At 60.6% G+C, this 17,416-nt stretch carries 17 protein-coding genes; 11 read left to right on the plus strand and 6 right to left on the minus strand.

The genetic code is table 11. The features are described from left to right. The first annotated feature begins 16 nt into the window (after positions 1-16). The 9 genes from rhaB (at position 17) to rhaM (ending at position 10,094) form a co-directional block, all read left to right on the plus strand. Complete coding sequence (gene rhaB, locus AC3EMD_RS26935; protein WP_302073862.1) at positions 17-1,483, plus strand: rhamnulokinase; 1,467 nt, start codon at positions 17-19, stop codon at positions 1,481-1,483. Continuing rightward, positions 1,480-2,739, plus strand: a complete 1,260-nt coding sequence (gene rhaA, locus AC3EMD_RS26940) for an L-rhamnose isomerase (protein WP_012543272.1) — start codon at positions 1,480-1,482, stop codon at positions 2,737-2,739. Before rhaB ends, rhaA begins: the two co-directional genes overlap by 4 nt. Before the next feature lie 176 nt (positions 2,740-2,915). Beyond that, positions 2,916-3,746 (plus strand): rhamnulose-1-phosphate aldolase, encoded by an 831-nt coding sequence (gene rhaD, locus AC3EMD_RS26945; RefSeq protein WP_008807883.1) that lies wholly within the window; start codon positions 2,916-2,918, stop codon positions 3,744-3,746. Positions 3,747-3,827: 81 nt separating this feature from the next. Next, positions 3,828-4,814: a rhamnose ABC transporter substrate-binding protein gene (gene rhaS, locus AC3EMD_RS26950; RefSeq protein WP_008807884.1), complete on the plus strand. Its 987-nt coding sequence runs from the start codon at positions 3,828-3,830 to the stop codon at positions 4,812-4,814. Between the two features lie 146 nt (positions 4,815-4,960). Continuing rightward, positions 4,961-6,472, plus strand: a complete 1,512-nt coding sequence (locus AC3EMD_RS26955; RefSeq protein ID WP_016162048.1) for a sugar ABC transporter ATP-binding protein — start codon at positions 4,961-4,963, stop codon at positions 6,470-6,472. Continuing rightward, positions 6,469-7,476 carry an ABC transporter permease gene (locus tag AC3EMD_RS26960; RefSeq protein WP_008807886.1) on the plus strand — a complete coding sequence of 336 codons (1,008 nt, stop codon included), beginning with the start codon at positions 6,469-6,471 and terminating at the stop codon, positions 7,474-7,476. Before AC3EMD_RS26955 ends, AC3EMD_RS26960 begins: the two co-directional genes overlap by 4 nt. Continuing rightward, positions 7,473-8,477, plus strand: coding sequence for an ABC transporter permease (locus AC3EMD_RS26965; protein ID WP_012969223.1), 1,005 nt, complete (start codon positions 7,473-7,475; stop codon positions 8,475-8,477). Before AC3EMD_RS26960 ends, AC3EMD_RS26965 begins: the two co-directional genes overlap by 4 nt. A 157-nt stretch (positions 8,478-8,634) precedes the next feature. Next, a complete protein-coding gene (fucO, locus tag AC3EMD_RS26970) occupies positions 8,635-9,783 on the plus strand; it encodes a lactaldehyde reductase (protein ID WP_302073863.1) in 1,149 nt (382 codons plus the stop codon). Beyond that, positions 9,780-10,094, plus strand: coding sequence for an L-rhamnose mutarotase (rhaM, locus tag AC3EMD_RS26975; RefSeq protein WP_004181618.1), 315 nt, complete (start codon positions 9,780-9,782; stop codon positions 10,092-10,094). The genes fucO and rhaM overlap by 4 nt, the downstream gene beginning before the upstream one ends. 37 nt (positions 10,095-10,131) lie before the next feature. On the opposite strand, the gene AC3EMD_RS26980 is transcribed toward rhaM, so the two are convergent. The 4 genes from AC3EMD_RS26980 to AC3EMD_RS26995 all read right to left on the minus strand — a co-directional run bounded on the left by AC3EMD_RS26980 (position 10,132) and on the right by AC3EMD_RS26995 (position 15,309). Next, a complete protein-coding gene (locus tag AC3EMD_RS26980) occupies positions 10,132-11,397 on the minus strand; it encodes an MFS transporter (RefSeq protein WP_023323425.1) in 1,266 nt (421 codons plus the stop codon). 41 nt (positions 11,398-11,438) lie between these two features. Beyond that, positions 11,439-13,562 carry an alpha-galactosidase gene (locus AC3EMD_RS26985; protein ID WP_064170663.1) on the minus strand — a complete coding sequence of 708 codons (2,124 nt, stop codon included), beginning with the start codon at positions 13,560-13,562 and terminating at the stop codon, positions 11,439-11,441. A 115-nt stretch (positions 13,563-13,677) separates the two neighbouring features. Then, complete coding sequence (locus AC3EMD_RS26990) at positions 13,678-14,673, minus strand: substrate-binding domain-containing protein (RefSeq protein WP_038421943.1); 996 nt, start codon at positions 14,671-14,673, stop codon at positions 13,678-13,680. An 87-nt stretch (positions 14,674-14,760) separates the two neighbouring features. Next, on the minus strand, positions 14,761-15,309 hold the full coding sequence (locus AC3EMD_RS26995; protein ID WP_002882865.1) for a helix-turn-helix domain-containing protein: 549 nt from the start codon (positions 15,307-15,309) through the stop codon (positions 14,761-14,763). A gap of 100 nt (positions 15,310-15,409) precedes the next feature. Between AC3EMD_RS26995 and AC3EMD_RS27000 the strand changes: the two genes are divergently transcribed. Together AC3EMD_RS27000 and AC3EMD_RS27005 are read left to right on the plus strand one after the other, a co-directional pair. Continuing rightward, on the plus strand, positions 15,410-16,069 hold the full coding sequence (locus AC3EMD_RS27000) for an AzlC family ABC transporter permease (protein WP_008807892.1): 660 nt from the start codon (positions 15,410-15,412) through the stop codon (positions 16,067-16,069). Continuing rightward, on the plus strand, positions 16,069-16,392 hold the full coding sequence (locus AC3EMD_RS27005; RefSeq protein ID WP_008807893.1) for an AzlD domain-containing protein: 324 nt from the start codon (positions 16,069-16,071) through the stop codon (positions 16,390-16,392). The genes AC3EMD_RS27000 and AC3EMD_RS27005 overlap by 1 nt, the downstream gene beginning before the upstream one ends. On the opposite strand, the gene AC3EMD_RS27010 is transcribed toward AC3EMD_RS27005, so the two are convergent. Both AC3EMD_RS27010 and AC3EMD_RS27015 read right to left on the minus strand, forming a co-directional pair. Beyond that, entirely contained in the window at positions 16,389-16,982 is a 594-nt protein-coding gene (locus AC3EMD_RS27010) for a P-loop nucleotide/nucleoside kinase family protein (RefSeq protein WP_008807894.1), read from the minus strand. The genes AC3EMD_RS27005 and AC3EMD_RS27010 overlap by 4 nt on opposite strands. Further along, on the minus strand, positions 16,979-17,416 hold the full coding sequence (locus AC3EMD_RS27015; protein ID WP_008807895.1) for a PTS sugar transporter subunit IIA: 438 nt from the start codon (positions 17,414-17,416) through the stop codon (positions 16,979-16,981). The genes AC3EMD_RS27010 and AC3EMD_RS27015 overlap by 4 nt, the downstream gene beginning before the upstream one ends.

Consider the following 17,416-nt stretch of genomic DNA (forward strand, 5'->3'; position numbering starts at 1 on the left):
TAAGAAGGATCGTTTCATGAGTATTCGTCATTGTGTCGCTGTCGATTTAGGCGCCTCCAGCGGGCGGGTGATGCTCGCCAGCTATCAGCCCGGGCCGCGCGCCCTGACGCTGCGCGAAATTCATCGCTTCACCAACAGCCTGCAGAAAGTAGACGGCTTCGACTGCTGGGATGTAGATAGCCTGGAAGGCGAGATCCGCCGCGGGCTGGAGAAAGTGTGTGAGCAGGGCATTCTAATAGACAGTATCGGCATCGATACCTGGGGGGTAGATTATGTCCTGCTGGATAAGCAGGGCCAGCGCGTCGGGCTGCCGATTTCCTATCGTGACGACCGCACCCAGGGCCTGCTGCGTCACGCTGAAGCGCAGCTGGGCCGGGCGGAAATCTATCGCCGCAGCGGCATTCAGTTTTTGCCGTTTAACACGCTTTATCAGCTGCGCGCTCTGGTGGAGCAGCAGCCGGAGCTGGTCAGTCAGGCTGCCCATGCCCTGCTGATCCCCGACTATTTCAGCTTCCGCCTGACCGGCAATCTGAACTGGGAATATACCAACGCCACCACCACCCAGCTGGTCAATATTAACAGCGATAGCTGGGATGAGACGCTGCTGAACTGGACCGGCGCGCCGTTGGCGTGGTTCGGAAAGCCGACCCACCCCGGCAATGTGATAGGCCACTGGATCTGCCCGCAGGGTAACCGAATTCCGGTAGTCGCTGTCGCCAGCCACGACACCGCCAGCGCGGTGATCGCCTCCCCGCTGGCCGACCGCCATGCCGCCTATCTCTCCTCCGGCACCTGGTCGCTGATGGGGTTTGAAAGCCTGACGCCGTACACCTGCGACGCGGCGCTGCAGGCCAATATCACCAACGAAGGCGGAGCCGAAGGCCGCTATCGGGTGCTGAAAAATATCATGGGCCTGTGGCTGCTGCAGCGGGTGCTAAAAGAGCAAAACGTCAGCGACCTGCAGGGGCTGATCGCCCGCACCGCCGCGCTACCGGCGTGCCGCTTCATAATTGACTGCAACGATGACCGCTTTATCAACCCGGCCAGTATGAGCGCCGAGATCCAGGCCGCCTGTCGCGACGCCGGGCAGCCGGTTCCTGAAAGCGATGCCGAACTGGCGCGCTGCATTTTCGACAGCCTGGCGCTGCTCTACGCCCGGGTGCTTAACGAGCTGGCGGCGCTGCGCGGCCAGCCCTTCAGCCAGCTGCATATCGTCGGCGGCGGCTGCCAGAACGCGCTGCTTAACCAGCTGTGCGCTGACGCCTGCGGGATCGCCGTCGTGGCCGGCCCGATAGAAGCCTCCACCCTCGGCAATATCGGCATCCAGTTAATGACCCTCGACGAGCTGGCCAATGTCGATGAGTTTCGTCAAGTGGTGCGCGACAACGCGGCGCTCACCGCTTTTACCCCCAATCCTGATAGTGAAATTGCCCGTTTCGTGGCGCAGTTTCAGCCACAACAGACCAAGGAGCTTTGCGCATGACCACTCAACTTGAACAAGCCTGGGAAATTGCTAAGCAGCGCTACGCCGCCGTCGGCGTGGATGTCGAGGAGGCCCTGCGCCAGCTGGACCGTCTGCCCGTCTCCATGCACTGCTGGCAGGGTGACGACGTCGCCGGTTTCGAAAACCCGGCGGGAAGCCTGACCGGCGGCATCCAGGCGACCGGCAACTACCCAGGCAAAGCGCGCAATGCTGAAGAGCTACGCGCCGACCTTGAGCAGGCGCTGAGCCTGATCCCGGGACCAAAGCGTCTCAACCTGCACGCTATTTACCTGGAATCCGACGCGCCGGTAGCGCGCAATGAGATTAAGCCGGAGCACTTTAAAAACTGGGTTACGTGGGCGAAAGCCAACAAACTGGGGCTGGATTTCAACCCCTCCTGCTTCTCGCATCCGCTGAGCGCCGACGGCTTTACCCTGTCGCACGCCAACGATGAGATCCGCCAGTTCTGGATCGACCACTGCAAAGCCAGCCGTCGCGTATCCGCTTATTTTGGCGAACAGCTGGGTACCCCATCGGTGATGAATATCTGGGTGCCGGACGGCATGAAAGATATTACCGTTGACCGCTTCGCGCCGCGCCAGCGGTTGCTGAATGCCCTTGATGAAGTGATCAGCGAGAAGCTCGACCCGGCGCACCATATTGACGCCGTGGAGAGCAAGCTGTTCGGCATCGGCGCCGAAAGCTACACCGTCGGCTCCAACGAGTTCTATATGGGCTACGCCACCAGCCGCCAGACGGCGCTGTGTCTCGATGCCGGCCATTTCCACCCGACGGAAGTGATCTCCGACAAAATCTCTGCCGCCATGCTCTACATCCCGCGCCTGCTGCTGCACGTCAGCCGCCCGGTACGTTGGGACAGCGACCACGTGGTGCTGCTGGATGATGAAACCCAGGCCATCGCCAGTGAAATCATTCGCCATAACCTGTTTGACCGCGTGCACATCGGCCTCGACTTCTTCGATGCCTCCATCAACCGCATCGCAGCCTGGGTGATTGGTACCCGCAATATGAAAAAAGCGCTGCTGCGCGCCCTGCTGGAACCAACTGCTCAGCTTCGTCAGCTGGAGAACGACGGCGATTACACCGCCCGCCTGGCGCTGCTCGAAGAGCAAAAATCGCTGCCGTGGCAGGCTATCTGGGAGATGTACTGTCAGCGTCACGACACTCCGGCGGGCAGTCAGTGGCTGGACAACGTGCGGGCTTATGAGAATGCGGTTCTGAGCCAGCGCGGGTAATGCACGGGCTTTCCCGGGTCGCGGCTGACGCCTTACCCGGGCTACGAACCTGACGCCTTACCCGGGCTACGAACTGCGCGATGTTGCCAGAGCGCACCGAACAGTTCCCTCTCCCCTGTGGGGAGAGGGTTAGGGTGAGGGGCTACCCCCACCAAATCAACAGGAAAGACAAGACTATGCAGACCATTATCGACGCCTGGTTCGTCCAGGGCATGATCAAAGCCACCTCCGACGCCTGGCTGAAAGGCTGGGACGAACGCAACGGCGGCAACCTGACGCTGCGTCTGGATGAAGCGGATATCGAACCTTACGCGGCGGATTTCCACGCCAAACCGCGCTACATCGCCCTCAGCCAGCCGATGCCAATCCTGGCCAACCAGCCATTTATCGTCACCGGCTCCGGCAAATTCTTCCGTAACGTCCAGCTCGACCCGGCCGCTAACCTCGGCGTGGTAAAGGTCGACAGCGATGGCGCGGGATACCATATCCTGTGGGGCCTCACCGAGGATGCCGTACCGACCTCCGAGCTGCCGGCACACTTCCTGTCGCATAGCGAGCGCATCAAACTGACCGGCGGCAAAGACCGGGTGATCATGCACTGCCATGCCACCAACCTGATCGCCCTAACCTATGTTCTGGAGAACCACAGCGATCTGTTCACCCGCAAGCTGTGGGAAGGTAGCACCGAATGTCTGGTGGTCTTCCCGGACGGCGTCGGCATTCTGCCGTGGATGGTGCCGGGCACCGATGAAATCGGCCAGGCGACCGCCGAAACCATGCAAAAACACTCACTGGTGCTGTGGCCATTCCACGGCGTCTTCGGCAGCGGCCCCACGCTGGATGAGACCTTCGGCCTGATCGACACCGCCGAGAAGTCCGCCGAAGTGCTGGTGAAAGTCTTGTCGATGGGCGGGATGAAGCAGACCATCACCCGCGAAGAGCTTATCGCCCTTGGCAAACGCTTCAACGTGCAGCCGCTGCAGTCCGCTTTAGATCTTTATCCATAACAACATCGCGCCCCGCTCACCGAGACGGGGCGAAATATCACCTGCAAACCCTACAAAACTAACTCATGTGGAGTAAAAGCAATGAAAACAAAGACAAGCTTGATCCTCACCGTTGCCGCCCTGGCGTTGTCCGGTTCCGCCTTAGCCGAAGTTAAAATCGCCCTTGTGGCGAAATCGCTGGGAAATGGCTTCTTCGAAGCCGCCAACGTTGGCGCCCAACAGGCAGCCAAAGAGTTAGGTGATGTCAAAGTGATCTACACCGGCCCGACCACTACCACCGCCGAAGCGCAGATCGACGTGCTGAACGGGTTGATCGCCCAGGGGGTGGATGCGATCGCCATTTCCGCCAACGATCCGGACGCCGTGGTACCGGTGCTGAAAAAAGCGATGCAGCGCGGCATCAAGGTGGTCTCGTGGGACTCCGGCGTGGCGCCGGCAGGCCGCCAGATCCATCTTAACCCCTCAAATAACGCCTTAATTGGCGAAACCAACGTCAAGCTCGCCGCCGATGCGCTGAAGGCGCTGAACGTTGAGAAAGGCGAAGTGGCCGTGTTAAGCGCCACCCCAACCTCCACTAACCAGAACATCTGGATTGAGGAGATGAAAAAGGTGCTGCCGCAGTATCCGTCCGTACAGCTGGTCACTGTCGCCTACGGGGACGATCTGTCGGATAAAAGCTACCGCGAAGCGGTGGGCCTGCTGAAATCATATCCGGACCTGAAAGTCATTGTTTCGCCGTCATCGGTGGGCATTGTTGCCGCCGCGCAGGCGGTGAAGGATCAGGGCAAAATCGGCAAAGTCTATGTCACCGGGCTGGGGCTGCCGTCGGAAATGGCCGGCGCGATCAAGTCCGGCGCCAGCAAAAGCTTCGCCATCTGGAACCCGATTGACCTGGGCTACGCCGCCACCTATCTGGCCGACGATTTAGTCAAAGGCACGGCGACCAAAACCGAAGCCAGTATGGGCAAGCTGGGCAAAGTGAAGCTGGATGCTGAGGGGAATGGCGCGATGGCCGAGCCGTTCGTCTACGATGCGAGCAACATCGATAAGTTCTCGAAAATTTTCTAACCCTTGTTCCCTCACCCCGGCCCTCTCCCGGAGGGAGAGGGGGAAAGGCTGGTCCTCTGCACGATGTGGCCAGCGGACGCCGGACCGTTCCCACGCCCCTTTGGGGAGAGGGTTAGGGTGAGGGGTGATTTTTGTGGAGAACTATCATGTCAGCATCAACGCCACTGCTGTCGCTGAAGGGGATCACCAAGATTTTTCCCGGTGTGCGCGCCCTTGAGAACGTGCAGCTTGATCTCTGGCCCGGCAAAGTGACCGCCTTAATCGGCGAAAACGGCGCGGGGAAATCCACGCTGGTCAAAGTGATGACCGGTATTTATCAGCCCGAAGAGGGCGAGATCCTCTATAAAGCGATCCCTATTCATCTGCCAACGCCGGAATCGGCGCATAAGGTAGGGATCACCGCCATTCACCAGGAAACCGTGCTGTTTGACGAACTCTCGGTCAGTGAAAATATTTTCGTCGGCCAGTATCTGTATAAGGGACTGTTAAAAACGCTCGACTGGCCGGCGATGCACCGCAGAGCCAGCGAGATCCTCACCCGGCTGGAAGTCCAGATCGACCCGCGGGCCACGCTGAAAACCCTCAGCATCGCCCAGCGGCACATGGTGGCGATTGCCCGGGCGCTGGCTTTCGACGCCCAGGTGGTGATCCTCGATGAGCCGACCGCCGCCCTCTCCCAGCATGAAATCCTGGAGTTTTATCACATCGTTGAGCGTCTGAAGCAGGACGGCAAAGCGATCCTGTTTATCTCGCATAAGTTCGATGAAATTTTCGAGCTGGCCGATTATTACACCATCCTGCGCGATGGGGTGTACGTCAGCTCCGGGGCGATAAGCGACATCACCGAAGAGCGAATGGTGTCGATGATGGTGGGCCGGGCGATCACCCAAACCTACCCGAAAATCGACTGCACGCCCGGAGAAACGGTGCTGGAGGTGACCGATCTCTGTCATCCTACCGAGTTTGCCCATATCAGCTTCCGCCTGCGCAAGGGCGAAATTCTCGGCTTTTACGGCCTGGTGGGCGCCGGACGCACCGAGCTGATGCAGGCGCTCTCCGGTGTCTCGCGTCCCTCCTCCGGCGAGATCCGCCTGAACGGCAGCCCCATGCGCTTTCGCCAGCCCGCCGACGCCATCCGCGCGGGCATCGTCTGCGTGCCGGAAGAGCGGCAGAAACAGGGGGCGATCATCGCCCTGCCCATCGCCCAGAACATCAGTCTGCCGCAGCTCAGCAAGCTCAATCCTAACGGCGTCCTGAACGACGCCCGGGAATGGCGGCTGGCGGACGAGTACGCCTCGCGCCTGCAGGTTAAAGCCTTCAGCTGGCGGCAGCCGGTGGAGACCCTCTCTGGCGGCAACCAGCAGAAAGTGGTGATCGGCAAATGGCTGGCGACCCATCCCGAGGTGATTATCCTCGACGAGCCGACCAAAGGCATCGATATCGGCTCAAAAGCCGCCGTGCATCAGTTTATGTCCGAGCTGGTCAGCCAGGGACTGGCGGTGATTATGGTCTCGTCAGAGCTGCCGGAAGTGATGGGCATGGCCGACCGGATTATCGTGATGCACGAAGGGCTGATGGTCGCCGAATACCAGGCCGGTGAAGCGACAGCGGAAACCATCGTTAGCGCGGCCAGCGGCATCGGCCAGGAGGCGGCATGATGGGACACGCATGGCTTAAACATCGCGAAGCGCTGCTGGCGGTGGTCATCATTTTGATGATCGGCGCCATCGGCAGCCGGGCGCCGTCGTTCGTTTCACCGGGCAATCTGGTGGAGATGTTTAACGATACCGCCATCCTTATCATCCTCGCCCTCGGCCAGATGATGGTGTTGCTCACCAAAGGCATCGATCTGTCGATGGCCGCCAACCTGGCGCTGACCGGGATGATCGTCGCCCTGCTTAACGCCCACTATCCGGGTATTCCTGTGGTGGCGCTGCTGGCGCTGGCAACCCTGCTGGGCCTGCTGATGGGGATGATTAACGGCCTGCTGGTCTGGCGCCTCGGCATTCCCGCTATCGTGGTGACCCTCGGCACCATGAGCATTTATCGCGGCATTATCTTCCTGCTGACTGACGGCGGCTGGGTTAACTCACATCAGATGAGCGCTGATTTTCTCAGTCTGCCGCGCAGCACGCTCATGGGATTACCGCTTCTGAGCTGGTGCGCCATCGCCGCGCTGCTGCTGGTGGGTTATTTCCTGCGCTACAGCCGCACCGGCCGGGCCTTATACACCGCAGGCGGCAACGCGACGGCGGCGTACTACACCGGCATTAACGCCGGAAAAATGCAGTTCGTCAGTTTCTGTCTCTCCGGCGCGCTGGCCGGCTTCTGCGGCTATCTGTGGATCTCGCGCTTCGCCGTCGCCTATGTCGACGTGGCGAACGGCTTTGAACTGCAGGTGGTCGCGGCCTGCGTGATCGGCGGTATCAGTACCATGGGCGGAAGCGGACGGGTGCTGGGCTGCCTGTGCGGCGCGCTGTTCCTCGGGGTCATCAATAACGCCCTGCCGGTGATCGGCATCTCGCCCTTCTGGCAAATGGCGATCTCCGGGGCGGTGATCGTCATGGCGGTGCTGCTCAACGAGCGCGGCAATCGCGGTCACGGGCGGTTAATCCTGCGCAACGCGGCGTTAGCCCGACAGAAACAGGCGGTAAAATCATGAGCAAGATGATGGTATCTGAAGAGATGAAAAACGCCCCGGCCGCGCCGTCGCCGCTGCGCCGCCTGCTGTGCTGGGAAGGGTTTTTACTGGCGGTCACCCTGGCGGTATTTATCGGCAACGCGGTGGCTTCCCCGTACTTCCTCAATATCTGGAACCTCTCGGACGCGACCTTTACCTTTACCGAGAAGGCGATCGTCGTCCTGCCGATGGCGATGCTGATTATCGCCCGGGAAATCGATCTGTCGGTGGCCTCGACGATGGCGCTCAGCTCAACGGTGATGGGCTTCTGCGCGGCAGCGGGGGTGGACACCCCGCTGCTGGTGGTCATCGGCCTGGGCGTAGGTCTGCTGTGCGGCCTGTTCAACGGCTTGCTGGTGACTCGCTTTAACCTGTCGTCCATTGTGATCACCATCGGCACCATGAGCCTGTATCGCGGCATCACCTATATCCTGCTGGGCGATCAGGCGCTCAATCACTATCCGGAGAGCTTCGCCTGGTTCGGCCAGGGCTACGTGTGGGGGGCGCTCTCTTTTGAGTTTGCGCTGTTTATCCTCCTCGCGGCCGCCTTCACCTTCCTGCTGCATAAAACCAACTTTGGTCGCCGGACCTACGCCATCGGCAATAACCCGACCGGCGCCTGGTTTTCGGGGATCAATGTTAAGCGTCATAACCTGGTGCTGTTCGCGCTGGTCGGGCTGATGGCCGGGCTGGCGGCGGTCCTGCTGACCTCACGGCTCGGCAGTACCCGCCCTACCCTGGCGATGGGCTGGGAGCTGGCGGTTGTCACCATGGCGGTGCTCGGCGGCGTCAATATTCTCGGCGGCTCCGGCAGCATGCCCGGGGTGATCATTGCCGCCTTTCTGATGGGGCTGGTGACCTTCGGCCTGAGCCTGCTGAACGTCCCCGGTATCGTGATGTCGGTGATTATCGGCGCCATGCTGATCGTGGTGATCTCCCTGCCGATTATGACCCGGCGGATGATGCAGCGAAGACGATGTTAATTTCCCCCTCACCCTGGCCCTCTCCCCAAGGGAGAGGGGACTGCCCGGCGCACGCAGGCAGCCTGTAGTCCGGGACCGGTTTTCCCCCTCTCCCTGCGGGAGAGGGCTGGGGTGAGGGGAAACGGATTTTCCAAAATCAACATTAAGGAGAATTATCATGAGTTTTATGTTGGCACTACCTAAAATCAGCCTCCACGGCGCAGGCGCTATCGGTGATATGGTTAAACTGGTGGCCGGTAAGCAGTGGGGCAAGGCGCTGATCGTCACCGACGGTCAACTGGTGAAGCTGGGCCTGCTGGACAGTCTGTTTTCCGCGCTGGATGAACAGCAGATGGCTTATCAGCTATTTGACGAGGTGTTCCCCAACCCCACCGAAGCGCTGGTGCAGCAAGGCTACGCGGCTTACCAGGCGGCCCGCTGCGATTACCTGATCGCCTTCGGCGGCGGTAGCCCGATTGATACCGCCAAGGCGATAAAAATCCTCACCGCCAACCCTGGTCCCTCCACAGCCTACTCCGGCGTCGGCAAAGTGAAAAACGCTGGCGTGCCGCTGGTGGCCATCAACACCACCGCCGGCACGGCGGCGGAGATGACCAGCAACGCCGTGATTATCGATAGCGAGCGGCAGGTAAAAGAGGTGATTATCGACCCGAACCTGATCCCGGATATCGCCGTCGACGACGCCAGTGTGATGCTCGACATCCCGCCAGCCGTTACCGCCGCCACCGGCATGGACGCCCTGACCCACGCCATCGAGGCCTTTGTCTCCGTTGGCGCCCATCCCCTGACCGACGCCAACGCCCTTGAGGCCATTCGCCTGATTAACCTGTGGCTGCCGAAAGCGGTAGACGATGGGCACGATCTGCAGGCCCGCGAGCAGATGGCGTTTGGCCAATACCTGGCGGGCATGGCGTTCAACAGCGCCGGTCTCGGGCTGGTACACGCCCTGGCCCATCAGCCTGGCGCCACCCACAACCTGCCGCACGGGGTGTGCAACGCCATCCTGCTGCCGATCATCGAAAACTTTAACCGCCCGAACGCGGTGGCGCGCTTCGCCCGCGTGGCGCAGGCGATGGGCGTCGATACCCGCGGCATGAGCGATGAAGCTGCCAGCATGGAGGCCATCAACGCCATCCGCGTGCTGAGCAAACGCGTGGGGATCCCCCAGGGCTTCAGCCAGCTTGGCGTCAGCAAAGCCGATATCGAAGGCTGGCTGGATAAAGCGCTGGCCGACCCTTGCGCGCCGTGTAACCCGCGCCCCGCCAGCCGCGATGAGGTTCGCGAGCTCTATCTGGAGGCCTTATGATCCGTAAAGCCTTCGTCATGCAGGTGAACCCCGACGCGCACGAGGAGTACCAGCGCCGCCATAACCCCATCTGGCCAGAGCTGGAAGCAGTGCTGAAAGCGCACGGCGCGCACCACTACGCCATTTATCTCGATAAAGAACGCCATCTCCTGTTCGCGACGGTGGAGATTGAGTCGGAAGCCCGCTGGGAAGCGGTCGCCAGCACGGAAGTATGCCAGCGCTGGTGGAAATACATGCGCGAGGTGATGCCCAGCAACCCGGACAACAGCCCGCTGAGCGCGGAGCTCAAAGAAGTGTTTTATCTGGCGTGAAAATAACCGGCCTCCCTCCAGACGGGAGGCCGGTCGATTAAACGGTCATCGCATTATCCCGAAGCGGCTCGGTTTTCGCCTTACCCGCTAACGTAAACGCGGAGATTAAGGTAACCGTCAGGGCAATACCGCCGAGGATCATATAGGTATCCTGAAAGCCGATCCGATCGTACATATTGCCGGCGAAGGCGGAGAGGAAGATCGCCGCCACCTGCTTGGCGAACTGGAAGCCCACCAGGTAAATGGTCGCCGACAGCCGGACATCAAACACACCGGTAATGTATTTAAAGGCGCCCACCAGCAGGAACGGCACCTCCAGCGCATGGAGCATTTTCAACGCTATGACTTCCGCGGCCGTAGTGGCGAAGGAAGAGCCAATCATTCTTGCCGCCATCACCATCCCGGCGATCAGCAGGGTATTCTTCGCCCCGATGCGGTTAATAATCCACGGCGAGCTGAACATAATGATGGCGTTACATATTTCTCCCGCGGTGGTGGCGAAACCAAAGGCGCGGGTGCCCGCTTCCGGGGTCGCGAAGAACGATTTAAAAAAGGTGGCGAACTGCTGATCAAAAACGTCATACACGCAGGCCACGCCGATGACATACAGAATAAACATCCACATCTTACGCTGGCGGAACATGCGCACCGCCGTTTTTAAATCGATCGCCGGGCGATTGGCGCCGAGCGAATCCATCACCTGCGCGGACTGACTGGCCTGCGGTTTGGCGATGGCCACCAGCACCACCAACAGCAGCGCGGCGGCCGACCCCATCCAGAACACCCATTCGGGATTAATGCTGAACAGCATTCCGGCGGTGGTCGCGCACAGCGCCCATCCCAGACAGCCAAAGGTGCGCGCCTTGCCGTATTCAAACCCGCTGTTGCGGCTTACCCGTTCGATATAGGCCTCCATCGCGCCGGCGCCTGCGGAGAATACAAAGCCGATATAGGCGCCGCCGCTCAGCGCCCCGAGCCAGATGTTGGTTTTCAGCAGCGGAGCGAAAACATAGAGGAAGAAGGGAGCAATCAGCACCAGCAGAACAGTCACGATCCACATCAGGTGTTTTTTCAGCCCCAGCTTGTCAGAGATCACCCCGAGGACCGGCTGGAAACAGATGGCGAACAGCGACAGGCTGGAGAAAACGAGGCCGGTTTCGGTTTTATTCAGGCCGATGACGTCCGACAGCCAGATCGGCAGAAACGGAAAGCAGGTGGCCATGATGAAGAAGTAGAGAAAGAAGAACAGCCCGAAAATCCAGAAGTTGGGGTTGTTTTTGTGGGTACAGACGGTCGGGTTCATTATATTTTCCTCAAGAAGGGCCGCGACGCGGCCCGATACCATCACACGCGTTGCAGGCCAATCAGAATGGCGCTTTCCGGGTCGAGGATGGGCAGCGCCAGCCCCGCCTGCTGTAGCCACTCACCGCTCACCGTCTGCGGCGTCGTCATCCATGCCGGCAGCTTCCGCATGGTGTGGCCACCCTCGCCGGTTATCTGAATGTTCGGATGATCGAGGAGCGTCACCTGATAGCGGGCGCTCGCCTCCAGCCCCGCCAGGCGCAGCGGCGCCATCAGGGTGTAGTCCGGCATCGCCAGCTGGCTGATGAGGAAAATCGCCTGCGCTTTATCCGGGCTGACGACGCCATGGGCAAGAGTGGTGGCGTCCGGCATATCCATCCGCCACTGCACGCCGTGATGGATCACGTCGCGCCACTGCTTATGCAGGGCCGCATATTTCCGGTATCCGGCGCGCTCTTCTTCATCAGCGCTCACCGGATCCAGCTCAAGTCCCATATGACCAAACAGCGCCGTCAGGCCGCGGAAGGCGATACTGTGCTGGCGGAAAGTGGCATGACAGTGGCGATTGCCAATATGCGCGCCCATCACCTCCGGCGGGAAGAAGTAGCTCATGCCGCGCTGGATGGTGTTGCGCTCAAGGGCGTCATTATTGTCAGACGCCCAGAAGCGATGGCTGCGCTTGAGGACTTCATAATCGATCCGCCCGCCCCCGGAGGAGCAGGATTCAAATTCAATGTGCGGGAAACGGGCCACCAGCGTATCCAGCAGGCGGTAGAACTGGCGCGTTTGCGCGTCCGCGGCGGCGCGTCCCTGATGCCCAGGCTGCACCAGCTCGCGGTTCATATCCCACTTCACGTAGTCCACCGCGTGCTCGCCCAGCAGCCAGCTCATCCGCTCCAGCAGATAATCAAACGCTTCCGGAATGTTGAGATTCAGGACAAACTGATGGCGGCCGGTCAGCGGGGTATAGCCCGGCAGCGCCAGCACCCAGTCCGGGTGCGCCCGGTACAGATCGGAGTCCGGGTTAATCATTTCCGGCTCCACCCAAATACCGAATTCCATCCCCAGCGATTTCACGTGATCGATAACCGGCGTCAGGCCGTAGGGGTATTTTTTCTCATCGAGATACCAGTCCCCAAGCGCCGCCCAATCGTCGTTGCGCCCTTTAAACCAGCCGTCATCGATAATAAAGCGCTCGACGCCCAGCGCCGCCGCCTCGTCAGCCATACGCATGATGTAGTCCGGGTCGTGGTCGAAATAGATCCCCTCCCAGGTGTTGAGATGCACCGGGCGCGGCTTGTTGCCCGGGAAGCGAATAATCCGTTCGCGCAGATAACGATGGAACTGCTGGCTCATGCCGTTCAGCCCGTTCGCCGAGTAGCTGGCATACAGGTACGGCGTCCACAAGGTTTCCCCTTCCGCCAGCGCCATTTCACCCGGCAGATAGAGCGCCTCGGCCTGTAGATAGCGGCGGCCATCGGTTTTCACCTCTGCCCGCAGGCGATGGTTACCGCTCCAGGCCAGATGTACGCCCCAGACTTCACCCTGCATCTCGCTAAAGGCGCGGCTGCCGGTGATCAGGGCCGGAAAATGTTCGTGAGAGGTGCGCCCGCGGCGGTTCTCCAGCACAAAGCTGTCGTGCTCCAGCGTCAGGCGGTGAGGCTGAAACTCGCGGATCCAGCGGCCATGGAAAGCCATCACCTCGCGAGCGCGTTCGGCGACCGGCAATGTGACCGCCAGGCGATCCACCTGCCATGGGCTGGCGCGCAGATTGGTCACGCCATGGCGCACACTCAGCACGCCGCTGGCATCCAGCGCGATCTCGCTGTGCAGACGCAGGCCGGCCTGTGGATCTTCGCTGACCAGGGTCAGCGTCTGGCCCTCGTGCCGCACTTCGCTGGTGGTGAACAGCGGAGAGGCATCCAGACCCTGACGATGGCCTTCAATGCCCGGCGCACCAAACAGGCCATGGCCCAGCTCCGCCATTAAGGTCACTGGCGAATCGACATCCAGTCTGCCGTTGGCGACCGGGCGCGTCAGGCTGTCGGCATCCTGCGGTGAAAAGTGGCTTAAATGTGGCCCCCAGTAGACAATTTCGGCGAAAGGGCGAGTTTTAATGACAACATCGGCACCGGCACTTTGCAGGTGAATCAGCGAATCAGACATCAGACATCTCCATAACAAGGAATGTCTTACTGTTGACCCGAAACGTTTCGGATGCCAACCAAAACGTTTCGGATTCGTGATCGGCTTCAGAATTACGGGTTAAAAAGGGGTCAGGTCAGGCAGTTTCGCCGGGGATGAATTCGGGCTGCCAGAGCACCTGCAGCGAGGCCAGATCCTCGCCAGCAATTAAGCGGCGGACCATATCGGCAATCTGCCGCCCCACGCCCTGGCGCGTGGACTGGATCACCGCGGCGACATCGGTCTCTATGATGCTGTCCTGCGGCAGCCCGTCATACACCACCAGGGCGACGCGGTTGTCGCCGGTTAAACGGCCCAGATGGGCGAGCGCCATGGCGGCGCCATCGCCATGGGTGTTGCAGTCGGTGATGATCGCGGTAGGCGGCTCCGGCAGACGCAGCAGCTCCAGCGTGGCCTGATAGCCGCCGCGGCGCGTCGCCGGCACGCTACGCAGCCACGCATCGGATAACCCCGCCTCGCGCAGAGCATCGAGGTAGCCGTTACGCCGTTGCAAAATAAACGCCTGATTGTTGTTCTCGCCCAACAGCGCGATACGCTGGTGGCCCTGTTGAATTAGATGGCGGGTGGCGCGGCAGGTGCCGGCATAGTTATCGAAATCAAACCAGGCGTAGGGCTGCGCCAGGCGGCTACGGCCGAGCGCCAGAAACGGAAAGCCAGAGTCCTGCAGCTGCGCCAACCGCGGATCGTCATCCAGGGTATGGGCCACGATTAAAGCGTCGACGCGACGGCCCTGCACCATGCGCATATAGCCATGTTTATCCGACTGTTCATCATCGGCGATCAGCAACAAATCAATGTCATGGCGCGCCAGCTCATGGCTGATCTCCCCAACCATCTCGAGAAAAACGTTATTGTTGAGCGGCGCGGGGCGGACAGGGAAGACGAGACCAACGGCATCGATGGTGCCCATTTTCAGACGGCGGGCGAAAGTGTTGGGGCGATAGCCCCGGCGCTGCGCTTCAGCCTCAACCCGGGCGCGGGTCTCCTGCGACACATCGTCGTAGCCGTTCAACGCCCGGCTGACGGTCGTGACGGAGATCCCAAGTTGTTTGGCAATGGCTTTCAGCGACATAAAAATCCCTGTTTTCGCATAGGAAAGCTAGTTTCCCGCAATATGGCTATGACGTCCAGCGAGCGCGCGTCCCCCGCCGACGCGATGTCAGTTTTGCTCAGCGATCAGCAGGGCCTGCGTATCCGGCTCCAGCGCCTGAAAAACATGCTCCTGATCCGCCGGGTAGCAGATATAGTCGCCCTCGCCGAGCTCTTCCGGCGCCGACGTTAGCCCTACCCGCGCCCGCCCCTGGGTGACGATAATATGTTCCACCGAGCCTGGCGGATGCGGATGCGAAATGCGGTCGGCGCCGGGCTGGGTGAGCAGCAAATAGATGTCCCGACGCGCGCCGGGCGGACAGGCGGCCAGCAAAATGGCCTGATAGTTCGCCTGCTCTGCCACCACTTTGGTCCCCTCGCCGCGGCGGATCACCTGCGTTTTGTTCACCTGCGGCTCAAGCAGCCTGGCAAATGGAATATCCAGCGCCACGCAGAGCGACCACAGCGTTTCCAGACTCGGATTGCCGTTGCCGGACTCCAGTTGCGATAGCGTGGATTTTGCGATACCCGCCCGACGCGCGACTTCCGCCAGCGAGAGACCGGTCCGCGCCCGCTCCCGCACCAGGCTTTTGGCAATAACGCTGATTGGCTGTGTCATACCCGCCCCTTTGTTTTTTATATCGAACGATTCGTTCGCCTTGAAAAACGATTATTATGTGTTCATTATAATGGAAATTCGTTCGATATGGCTAAATGATATGAAACAAACTCTCTCCAGTCTCAGCGGAGACACGATAAAAGCGATCGTTTTGGTCTGCCTTGCCGTCGGGGTGGTGGGCATGTCCTATGGGTCGCTGGCGGTGGCTTACGGCTTCCCTTTATGGGTGCCGCTCTTGCTTTCGGTGTCCGTGCTGGCAGGCGCTTCTGAATTCATGTTTATCGGCATTATCGCCAGCGGCGGTAGCCCACTGGCCGCCGCTGCCGCTGGCCTGTTAGTCAACGCGCGCCATATCCCGTTCGGGGTGACCGTGCGCGAACTGGTTGGTCGGCGCGCCTTAAGCTTTATCGGGTGCCACATTATGAACGACGAGAGCGTGGTCTTTGGCTTGTCGCAGCCCACCCCTGCGCAGCGCAAAGCGGCCTACTGGCTGTGCGGCGCCGGCGTCGCGCTGATCTGGCCCCTCGGCACGCTAACCGGCGCGGCCGTCGGCAAACTGCTGCCAGCGCCGGAAACCATCGGGCTTGATGCGGTCTTCCCGGCGATCCTGCTGGCGCTGGTGATCCCGGCCTTTAAAAACCGCACTACGCTGATCCGCGCCGCCAGCGGCGCCGCACTGGCGCTTGCCGCCGTACCGTTTGTGCCCACCGGGCTGCCGGTGCTGCTTTCGCTGTTTGGTTTACTGTCGAGGAAAAAATAATGGGCAATATGACGCTGTTTATCGCCGGTATCGCCATCCTGTCGCTGGGAACCTATCTGATGCGCCTCGGCGGCGCGAAGCTCGGCAATCGGCTGGCATTTTCCGAGCGCTCGCAGGCGCTGCTTTCCGATGCGGCGACGGTGCTGCTTTTTTCCGTCGCCCTGGCCACCACCTTCTATGAAGGGGCGCATTTCGCCGGCATGGCGCGCGTTCTGGGTGTGGCTGTCGCCGTGTTCCTCGCCTGGCGCAAGGTCCCGCTGATCGGCGTGATTATCGCCGCCGCCGTGGTGACCGCGCTGCTGCGCCTGGCGGGTATGCCTTAGGGCGGGTAAGCGTAATCCGCCAAACCGGCGTGCTTTCCAGCGATCGTGCCTTCAAGCCAGTGAATAATCGGTTTTATCTCCAGCGGATACCGCTGGTCTATCGTCAATACGGGCCCTAAAGACATGGGCTGCGCCCGCCCGGCCAGCTGGGCCAGCTCCGGCAGATACTCCTCGCCGGGGTGGCCCGGCGGCCGCGTCGCCAGCCGCGAGGCATAGCGTGCGACGGCCAGCTCCGGGGTGATATGGTTCCAGATCTCAATTACCTGCTCCACGCCCGCCTGCTGTAGCAGTCGCTGCAAGGTCTCCCGCGGCTGAAAACCGAACCAGGCGTCGATCAACCAAACCATGCTGGCAGGCGACGCGCCGACAATCGACCAAATCACCTCATACGCCGCACAGCCCAGCTGGCGATTCATCGGCCGGTCGACAGGGGCCAGGCGCGCCATAAACGGCTCTTTGATGCCGTCGATCGTCAACACTGGCAGGCTAAAGGTCTCCGCCAGCAAACGGGTGATGGTGCTCTTCCCCGACGCCGGAATGCCGTTGATTAATATGGCCGTTTTGCAGCCTGGGGTCAGATGTCTGTTCATAGTAATGCGACGACCTCCTCCCGGCTGCGGGCCGTCCGCAGTTTGGCCATGGTGTCATTGTTATCCAGCAGCGCGACGATGGAACGGATGCCCTCCTCGATATGCGCATTGCTGTCCCGGGCACCAAACATAATAACAATGTCCGCCTTTTCACTGTCCGCAAACGGGATGGGCTTTTTCAGCACCACCAGGCTAAAGCAGTTGCGTCTGACGCCGCACTCGGGGCGGGCATGGGGGATGGCAATCCCTTCATCAAAAACGTAATAAGCGCCATGATTCAAGGTATTATCGATCACCGCCTGGCTATATTCCGCCGAAATAAAGCCTTTCGCCTCCAGCGGGCGGGCAGCCAACTTTATTACCCGCTGCCAGTCGGATTCCACAACGCCAACCTGAATGGCATCGGCCTCAATAAGCAGTTCTTTTATGGTCAT

This window comes from Klebsiella sp. PK18 (genome assembly GCF_057784655.1).

Excerpts from the sequence above, each read along its gene's own strand:
- AC3EMD_RS27005 (WP_008807893.1), top strand. The coding sequence starts at position 16,069 with ATGGGCAATATGACGCTGTTTATCGCCGGTATCGCCATCCTGTCGCTG.
- rhaM (WP_004181618.1), top strand. The coding sequence starts at position 9,780 with ATGATCCGTAAAGCCTTCGTCATGCAGGTGAACCCCGACGCGCACGAG.
- rhaD (WP_008807883.1), top strand. The coding sequence starts at position 2,916 with ATGCAGACCATTATCGACGCCTGGTTCGTCCAGGGCATGATCAAAGCC.
- AC3EMD_RS26980 (WP_023323425.1), bottom strand. The coding sequence starts at position 11,397 with ATGAACCCGACCGTCTGTACCCACAAAAACAACCCCAACTTCTGGATT.
- AC3EMD_RS26955 (WP_016162048.1), top strand. The coding sequence starts at position 4,961 with ATGTCAGCATCAACGCCACTGCTGTCGCTGAAGGGGATCACCAAGATT.
- AC3EMD_RS26995 (WP_002882865.1), bottom strand. The coding sequence starts at position 15,309 with ATGACACAGCCAATCAGCGTTATTGCCAAAAGCCTGGTGCGGGAGCGG.
- AC3EMD_RS26960 (WP_008807886.1), top strand. The coding sequence starts at position 6,469 with ATGATGGGACACGCATGGCTTAAACATCGCGAAGCGCTGCTGGCGGTG.
- AC3EMD_RS26985 (WP_064170663.1), bottom strand. The coding sequence starts at position 13,562 with ATGTCTGATTCGCTGATTCACCTGCAAAGTGCCGGTGCCGATGTTGTC.
- rhaS (WP_008807884.1), top strand. The coding sequence starts at position 3,828 with ATGAAAACAAAGACAAGCTTGATCCTCACCGTTGCCGCCCTGGCGTTG.
- rhaA (WP_012543272.1), top strand. The coding sequence starts at position 1,480 with ATGACCACTCAACTTGAACAAGCCTGGGAAATTGCTAAGCAGCGCTAC.
- AC3EMD_RS27015 (WP_008807895.1), bottom strand. The coding sequence starts at position 17,416 with ATGACCATAAAAGAACTGCTTATTGAGGCCGATGCCATTCAGGTTGGC.
- AC3EMD_RS27010 (WP_008807894.1), bottom strand. The coding sequence starts at position 16,982 with ATGAACAGACATCTGACCCCAGGCTGCAAAACGGCCATATTAATCAAC.
- AC3EMD_RS26990 (WP_038421943.1), bottom strand. The coding sequence starts at position 14,673 with ATGTCGCTGAAAGCCATTGCCAAACAACTTGGGATCTCCGTCACGACC.
- AC3EMD_RS27000 (WP_008807892.1), top strand. The coding sequence starts at position 15,410 with ATGAAACAAACTCTCTCCAGTCTCAGCGGAGACACGATAAAAGCGATC.
- fucO (WP_302073863.1), top strand. The coding sequence starts at position 8,635 with ATGAGTTTTATGTTGGCACTACCTAAAATCAGCCTCCACGGCGCAGGC.
- rhaB (WP_302073862.1), top strand. The coding sequence starts at position 17 with ATGAGTATTCGTCATTGTGTCGCTGTCGATTTAGGCGCCTCCAGCGGG.
- AC3EMD_RS26965 (WP_012969223.1), top strand. The coding sequence starts at position 7,473 with ATGAGCAAGATGATGGTATCTGAAGAGATGAAAAACGCCCCGGCCGCG.